At 34.6% G+C, this 367-nt stretch carries 1 protein-coding gene; it reads left to right on the forward strand.

Translation table 11 applies throughout. The features are described 5' to 3' along the window. Nucleotides 1-367 (forward strand): hypothetical protein (locus tag SB752_RS32040; protein WP_410719446.1); only part of this gene is annotated, 367 nt, incomplete at both ends.

Here is a 367-nt window from a genome sequence, read left to right on the forward strand (position 1 = left end):
GTTATTCCTAAATCCGATACAACAGGATTTATTCAGCCTTCTATTTCCAATCTTATTTATCATCATAAGTTGCTAAAAGGAGAGACGCTTAATACTTTAGCTACTACGAGTAATTTGATTTCGGGAGTTGATCTTTCAAATTTATTAGTGAATCAAGTCGTTTCTGACTCTACAATTACATTTTTCAATTTTGATGTTTCTGCAGACACCAATGTTTCTTGGGATAAGATTAGATGGAAGCCAGAATTGGAGGTGACTACAGATACTGAAATCCTGCAGCTTAAAGCTTTAGTGGAATATAAGCCATATGGTGAGAGACTTACAGATAACCTTGCTAAAAATTTCAGACAATACGTACCATTAGGAC

Source organism: Brevibacillus sp. SIMBA_040 (assembly GCF_046535075.1).
Taxonomy (GTDB): domain Bacteria; phylum Bacillota; class Bacilli; order Brevibacillales; family Brevibacillaceae; genus Brevibacillus.